Source organism: Gordonia sp. UCD-TK1 (assembly GCF_001691435.1).
GTDB lineage: Bacteria > Actinomycetota > Actinomycetes > Mycobacteriales > Mycobacteriaceae > Gordonia > Gordonia hongkongensis.
Genome location: NZ_LZMP01000035.1, coordinates 216,482 through 223,485, shown reverse-complemented (window position 1 = coordinate 223,485; position 7,004 = coordinate 216,482). Strand labels below are relative to the sequence as shown.

General features: G+C 64.8%; 4 protein-coding genes, 1 tRNA gene and 1 rRNA gene. 2 read left to right on the top strand and 4 right to left on the bottom strand.

The window, feature by feature from the left end:
- Window positions 1–751 (bottom strand): 16S ribosomal RNA (locus tag A9310_RS18745); the annotation flags it as partial.
- Between the two features lie 790 nt (window positions 752–1,541).
- Window positions 1,542–1,618, bottom strand: a tRNA-Met gene (locus tag A9310_RS18740).
- A gap of 218 nt (window positions 1,619–1,836) precedes the next feature.
- On the opposite strand from A9310_RS18740, the gene A9310_RS18735 reads away from it, so the two are divergent.
- Window positions 1,837–2,121: a hypothetical protein gene (locus A9310_RS18735; protein ID WP_058251883.1), complete on the top strand. Its 285-nt coding sequence runs from the start codon at window positions 1,837–1,839 to the stop codon at window positions 2,119–2,121.
- A gap of 43 nt (window positions 2,122–2,164) precedes the next feature.
- Here A9310_RS18735 and A9310_RS18730 read toward each other — a convergent pair whose 3' ends face one another.
- Complete coding sequence (locus A9310_RS18730; RefSeq protein WP_065631884.1) at window positions 2,165–5,155, bottom strand: UPF0182 family protein; 2,991 nt, start codon at window positions 5,153–5,155, stop codon at window positions 2,165–2,167.
- A 187-nt stretch (window positions 5,156–5,342) separates the two neighbouring features.
- Here A9310_RS18730 and A9310_RS18725 point away from each other — a divergent pair, with 187 nt between their 5' ends.
- Window positions 5,343–5,888 (top strand): PPA1309 family protein, encoded by a 546-nt coding sequence (locus tag A9310_RS18725; RefSeq protein ID WP_065631883.1) that lies wholly within the window; start codon window positions 5,343–5,345, stop codon window positions 5,886–5,888.
- Between the two features lie 20 nt (window positions 5,889–5,908).
- On the opposite strand, the gene A9310_RS18720 is transcribed toward A9310_RS18725, so the two are convergent.
- Window positions 5,909–6,973 carry a PDZ domain-containing protein gene (locus tag A9310_RS18720; RefSeq protein ID WP_065631907.1) on the bottom strand — a complete coding sequence of 355 codons (1,065 nt, stop codon included), beginning with the start codon at window positions 6,971–6,973 and terminating at the stop codon, window positions 5,909–5,911.
- Window positions 6,974–7,004: the final 31 nt, after the last annotated feature.

Here is a 7,004-nt window from a genome sequence, read left to right as displayed (position 1 = left end):
CCCACGCTTTCGCTCCTCAGCGTCAGTTACTACCCAGAGACCCGCCTTCGCCACCGGTGTTCCTCCTGATATCTGCGCATTTCACCGCTACACCAGGAATTCCAGTCTCCCCTGTAGTACTCAAGTCTGCCCGTATCGCCTGCACGCCTGCAATTGAGTTGCAGAATTTCACAGACGACGCGACAAACCGCCTACGAGCTCTTTACGCCCAGTAATTCCGGACAACGCTCGCACCCTACGTATTACCGCGGCTGCYGGCACGTAGTTGGCCGGTGCTTCTTCTCCAGGTACCGTCACTTTCGCTTCGTCCCTGGTGAAAGAGGTTTACAACCCGAAGGCCGTCATCCCTCACGCGGCGTCGCTGCATCAGGCTTGCGCCCATTGTGCAATATTCCCCACTGCTGCCTCCCGTAGGAGTCTGGGCCGTGTCTCAGTCCCAGTGTGGCCGATCACCCTCTCAGGTCGGCTACCCGTCGTCGCCTTGGTAGGCCATTACCCCACCAACAAGCTGATAGGCCGCGGGCCCATCCCACACCGCAAAAGCTTTCCACCAACCACCATGCGACAATTGGTCATATCCGGTATTAGACCCAGTTTCCCAGGCTTATCCCAGAGTGCAGGGCAGATCACCCACGTGTTACTCACCCGTTCGCCACTCGAGTACCCAGCAAGCTGGGCCTTTCCGTTCGACTTGCATGTGTTAAGCACGCCGCCAGCGTTCGTCCTGAGCCAGGATCAAACTCTCCATGAAAAAACCGTGAAACAAAACCAACCCCACAAAAGGCCGGCGTTTCAACACAATCAGGAAAGCACAACCTGACCAAAATAAACCTAGCAAAATGTGACACCCAGGACGGGGCCCGGACGTCACACAAAAACAAACATCTACATCCACAAAGATGCACGATGCCAAAAATTGGCATCAGACAATTCATCATCACACTATCGAGTTCTCAAAGAACACACACCCACCAGCTACCCACCCCATATCAGGGCTCTCACCAGCAGACTTCGTATTCAACCTTGCCAGCCACCCCGTCTCCGGGGCAACTCTTCCAGCCTACCAGACCCCACCCGCAGCCCGCAACCCCGAAGAATTCCGAACCACTGAGAGGCCCAGCAACCCCAAACACTCTACCCAAGCCACAACGACTCAAGCCAAAACACTCAGGGGCGGCCAGCCAAGAAACCCGGTCTCCACTCCCCACCTCAGACCCTTCCAGGTCTTCCGGGGCGGCGCCGTGGCTCGCTGACTCGACATAAGTTACGCACCGCCGTACCCGTCGTCAAATCGCCTGGTCAGAGTGGGTACAACGCTCGATGCGACGACCTGGGAGTGCAGATTTCGCAGACTGTTCGGTCGGCAAGCCGGCCGCGACGGTGCCACGGGGACCGACCAGAGCGGATGATCCGCCCGCCGATGCGGCCGCATCCGGGCCTGCCCGGTTGGGTTCCCGAATCGTCGGGCTTGTCCCGCCTACGACAGGACCGCACATAGCAAGAACCCCCGCCCGGGCGTCCCGGGCGGGGGTTCTTGGTGTTGGTAGCGGGGACAGGATTTGAACCTGCGACCTCTGGGTTATGAGCCCAGCGAGCTACCGAGCTGCTCCACCCCGCGTTGGTGAACACAACGTTACACACCGGTTTGTCAGCGATGCAAATCGGTACTCCAACCCCATCCGACCTGGGAAAACGTCAGTGACGGCAGTCACTCGCACCTCTATAACCCCAGGTGACGTGACGACTCGAATCGCCCGCCCGTCGCCGCGGTGCAATGTGATGCCAGTCACATCAGGCGTACACTCGGCTCACGAGACGCCCCGCCGAGGAGGAACCATGAACACCCACCGCTTCCACCACGAGAGCCACGGGAACCATCCGATGAGTTTCGTCGGGTTCGTCTTGGCACTGACCGGATTCGCCATGGCCGCGCTCTGGCTGGTCCACATGGCGGTCGGGAATGTCGGCCCCGCGATCATCTGCGGCCTGCTGATGGTCGCGGCTTTCACGACGGCGGTGTCGATCTTTTTCTCGCTGGGCCACCGGCACCACCACAGCCCGGTGCTCCCCGACAACACCCCCAACGAAACCGAGCGCTACCTGCGGAAATACCGCGGATAGCGGTATGACTCGCAGATAGCGCCCGGCCTGGGTCGTCGTTCGACTAGTTGGGAGCCGCCAGCGACTCGTAGCGGGCAACCGCCTGACTCAGCTGGTCGAGCGCCTCGCCGTACGCTGCGAAGTCGCCACTCTGCTGAGCCTGGCGTAGCGCCGTGATCGCGTCACTGATGGCGTTTGCCGCGTCGTCCCGCTCGGGCGAATCACCCTGCTGCGGAGGTTGATTCGGTGCCGGCGTGGCCGGTGCGGGCGTTCCGGCCTGGTCCGGCGCGGGCGGTGCCTGCTGATCGCCGGGGACCACTCCGGCAGCGGGCGTGATGCCGACCTGCCGCAGAGCCTCGCGGGTCGTGGGTGCATAACCGATCCCGGATACCCGGTCTGCCGATTCGAACCTCGTGATCACACGGAACAGACGGGGGAAGGCCTCTTCGCCCTGGGCCTGTGCGTACAACGGGACGACGTACAGGATGCCGTTGTCGCCCACCGGAAGCGTGAGGAGATTACCGAAGGTCACCGTCGCCGTGTTCTCGAGCGACTTCAGTGATTCCGCCACCGTTCGGTCGGTGCGCATCGGGTTGAACGCCTGCTGCGGACCGGACCGTTGGGAGTTGCTGGGCAACTGCTTGACCGTCATCTGACCGTAGTTCTCGGGATTCGACGACACGGTCACATAGGCGCCCAGGATCGGTCGGTTGAGTCGCGTCAGCACCGAGGTCAGCTGGAACGTCGGCTCACCGCTCTCCGGATCCGAGGCCACGAAGTAGTACGGGGGCTGGTCCAGTCCGCGCTGCTCGGCGTCCGGGTCCGTCGGATCGGAGGGCACCGACCAGAAGTCGCTCGCCTGGAAGAACGTCTGGGGCGAATCGACGTGGTAGCGGGTCAGCAGCGACCGCTGGATCTTGAAGATGTCCTCGGGGTAGCGGACGTGATCCCGCAGGGAGGTCTGCGCGTCGAAGTCTGCGCGGGACTTGACCGTGTCGGGGAAGACCTCCATCCACGTCTTCAGCACCGGGTCATCGGTGTCGAACTGATACAGCTCGACCTCGCCGGTGTAGGCATCGACGGTCGCCTTCACCGAGTTGCGCACGTAGGACACGGTCTTGTTGATCTGCGTCCGACCGGTCTGCCCCGGGTTGAGGTCCTGGGCGTCGGCGGTCGCGCTCTGCAACGACGTGGGCTGCGAGTACGGGTAGTCGTCGAGGGTGGTGTAACCGTCGACGATCCACTTGATCGAGCCGTCCTCCATCACCGCGGGGTACGTCTTCGAATCGACCGTCAGCCACGGTGCGACCTGTTCGACGCGGTCCCGGGGATCGCGGTTGTAGATGATCTTCGATGCCGAGTTGATCTCGCCCGACAGCAGGAAGTTCCGCTCGGCGTATTTGCCGGCATAGAGGGCTCGGGAGAACCAGTTGCCGAGCGAGACTCCCGCCGGCCCCTGGTAGGTGTACTTGTCGTCCCCGATGTCGTGTTCCCGAGCCTGCCCGTCGTCGGAACCGACGATCGCGTAATCCGGGTCGATCTTCGCGAGCAGCTCGCCGAAGTAGATCCGCGGCTGTGACACCTTGATCGGGGCGTCCCGCTTGTACTCCTCGGTCTGGTAGTTCGAGGTGTCGCTGACGTAGTAGAACGGATCGCCGCCACCGTCGACGTTGTTGACGTCCGTCGACTCCTTCACCCGGTTGGCCGGGGCGGCGACGAACCCGTCGCCGTGGGTGTACACGAGGTGCTTGTTCAGCCAGTTCTGCTGGTTTTCGAGGTAGCGACTCGGATCGAGCTCGCGCACCGACACCACGAAGTCGCGTAGCTCGCCGTCGATGCGATAGCGGTCGACCGCCAGCTGCGTCGGGAATCCGTAGAAGTTCTGGCGCTGCTGCTGCTGGATGAACGTCGGGGACACCACATTCGGGTCCAGGATCCGGACGTTCGACAGCGTCGGTTCATCGCTGTTCACCAGCGCCGGGTTTGCCGGCCCGGCGGTCCAGCCCGGCTGGGTGATGACTTTGTCCGGCCCGATGCCGTACGCCTCGCGGGTCGAGGTGATCGCGCGTTCTATGTACTCGGCTTCCTTCTGCGCGGCATTCGGCTTGACCGAGAACTGCTCCATCGTCAGCGGCCAGCCGACCCCGATGAGCAACGCGGAGAACAACATCAAGACGGTGGCCAGTGCCGGCACCCGCAGGTCGCGGAGCACGATCCCGGCGAAGAACGCCACCGCACAGATGATCGCGATCGCCATCAGGATGAGCTTCGACGGCAGCACCGCGTTGATGTCGGTGTAACTCGCCCCCGGGAAGATCTCGGCCTTCCGCTGACTGGACAGCAGAGTGTACCGGTCGAGCCAGTAGGCGGCCGCTTTCAGCAGTAGGAAGGTGCCCGCCAGCACCGCGAGCTGAATGCGTGCCGCGGTCGTGACCGAACCACCGCCTTGCCCCAGACGGATACCGCCGAACAGGTAGTGCGTGACCAGGTTCGCCAGGAACGCCACCACGACCACGACGAACAGCAGGTTGAGCACGAAGCGGAAGAACGGCAGGTCGAAGGCGTAGAACCCGATGTCGAGGTTGAACTGCGGGTCTGTCCGACCGAACGACTGGCCGTGCAGGAACATCTGGACGGTCGCCCAGGACCCCTGCGCGACCAGACCGGCCAGGGCGCCGATGATCACCGCCGGAACGATGGCGAACCAGCGGACCTTGCCCATGATGGCCGTGCGGTACCGGGCGAGCGGATCGTTCGGGCCCGCGGTCGGTACGAACACCGGGCGACTGCGGTACGCCAGGGAGACCGCCCCGAAGATGATGAGTCCGACGACGATCGTCGTGATCAGGAAGAGGATCACGCGCGTCCAGATCACCTTGGTGAAGACGCTCGAATACCCGACGTCGGAGAACCAGAGCCAGTCGGTCGCGAGACCGATCAGGCGTGGCCCGACGAGCAACAGCACCAGGACGGCCACGCCGAGCCCGATGATGATCTTGCTCCTGCGTGACAGTGTCGGCATTCCCGCCGGCCCTCGGACGCCCACCAGACCCACTCTCCAAAGCTCTCAATCCGGACACCACCCGCGCACACGTGCCTGCTGGGCGTGGTGCCCACTGTACTGGCACCACCCGGGTGACCAACTCACTCGGGGCGCCCGCTCAACGATCGCCACACCTCAGCGGTTCCCTGGCGGCGTCGCAGACTCGCGGTCGCACCGCGATCCGGGGCAGGATGAGCACGTGCCCGACCTCCCGACGACCCCACGCGCCTTCTCCACCGACGATCTCGGCAGCGCGTTGAACGAGATCATGGAACACCTCGACTCCCGTGGCTGGGGTCAGTCACCGTCCGTGTTCGCGCTGGCGCCGACCGCCCTCCTCCACGCACAGCTTCCCGAGGTGATCGCCGACGACGGTTCGGTGTTCACCCCGGTGGAGGAAGACGTCGACGACCTCGACGAGTTCCTCGCCTCGGCGGTCTGGCCAGAGGAGGTCGCCGGGGCGGCGGTGAGTATGGAGATCGTCATCGCCGATCCCGAAGACGACGACGACCGGACGCCCCGCTTCGAGGTCACCGACACCGGCGATCACCATCCGGGCGAGGAGGTTGCGCGGCTGGTGGTCGGGGTGCTGCGCACCGGCGCCGATCTCGCGCTGATGCGTCTTCGACCCGAACCCGACGGGGAACCCGAACTGCTGACCCACCCGCAACTGGCACTCGAACTGCGGGCCGCGCTGCGCGACACCTTCGCTCCCGATCTACCGGAGTCGTCCGACCGGGGCTGACGCGGCAGTCCTGGCAAGCCTCAGCAGCTCGGCGCCGGACGGCCCGCGCCGACCGCGTTCAGCGCGTCGACAGCGCCCTCGAGGGTGTCGACCTTCACCAGCTCCAATCCGTCCGGTCGCTCCGAGACCGCCTCGGCACAGTTGCGGGCCGGGACCAGGAAGACCGTCGCGCCGGCGTCGCGGGCGGCCCGGGTCTTGTGCGTGATCCCGCCGATGGGACCGACAACCCCCTCATCGGTGATCGTGCCGGTGCCCGCGATGAACTTGCCGGAGGTCAGCTCGCCGGGACTCAGCTGGTCGATGACCGCGAGTGCCAGCATCATCCCCGCCGACGGTCCCCCGATGTCCCCCACGTTGTAGGTGACCTCGAGGCGCGGATCGGCATCGACCACCTCCGGAACGACGCCCAGGTACCCGGCCTCGGAGTCGGCCGGATGTGTGCCGAGGGTCACCGACACGGTCTGCCGGGCACCGGCGCGGACGATCTCGATGGGCAGGACGGTCCCCGGCGGATTGTCGCCGACGACCTTCCGCAGCTGTTCACCCGTTTCCACCGGCACGCCGCCGGCCGCCACGACCTCGTCGCCGGCGCGCAGCACGTCGACCGCGGGCCCGTCGGGTGCGACGCTCGCGATGCGCAACGCGGTGGGACGATCGAGGTAACGGAGCGCGGCGACCGTCGCGTTCTCCTCGGACCCCGTCATCTGCTGCGCGTTCTCCTGCTGAACCTGCTCGGTGGTGCGGTCGGGCGGATAGACCTGGTCGCGCGGCGTGAGCGAGTAGGTGCCCGACACCCACATGCCCAGGGCGTCGAACAGCGAGATCCCGTCCCGCACCGAGACGGTGGTGAGGTTGAGGTGGCCGGTCGTCGGATCGGTCGGCGCACCGTCGATCTGCACGACCTTTCGCTCCACCACCGCCCCGTCGTCCTCCACCTTCGTCGTGCCGAGGGTGTTGAGCGTGGGTCCGGGCCCGAGCGCGGCGTAGGGCACCTGCACCTGCGTGCCGAGCACCAGCAACGCCAGCAGAACCACGGTGGAGACCGCGGCCGCGGCGATTCTCCGGAATCGGGGGCTCGAACTCATTCCGCACACGATAGTGCCCCGCAGCGACCAC

Bases quoted from the DNA above. Each gene is read 5' to 3' on its own strand.
- A9310_RS18735 (WP_058251883.1), top strand. From the start codon at position 1,837: ATGAACACCCACCGCTTCCACCACGAGAGCCACGGGAACCATCCGATG.
- A9310_RS18720 (WP_065631907.1), bottom strand. From the start codon at position 6,973: ATGAGTTCGAGCCCCCGATTCCGGAGAATCGCCGCGGCCGCGGTCTCC.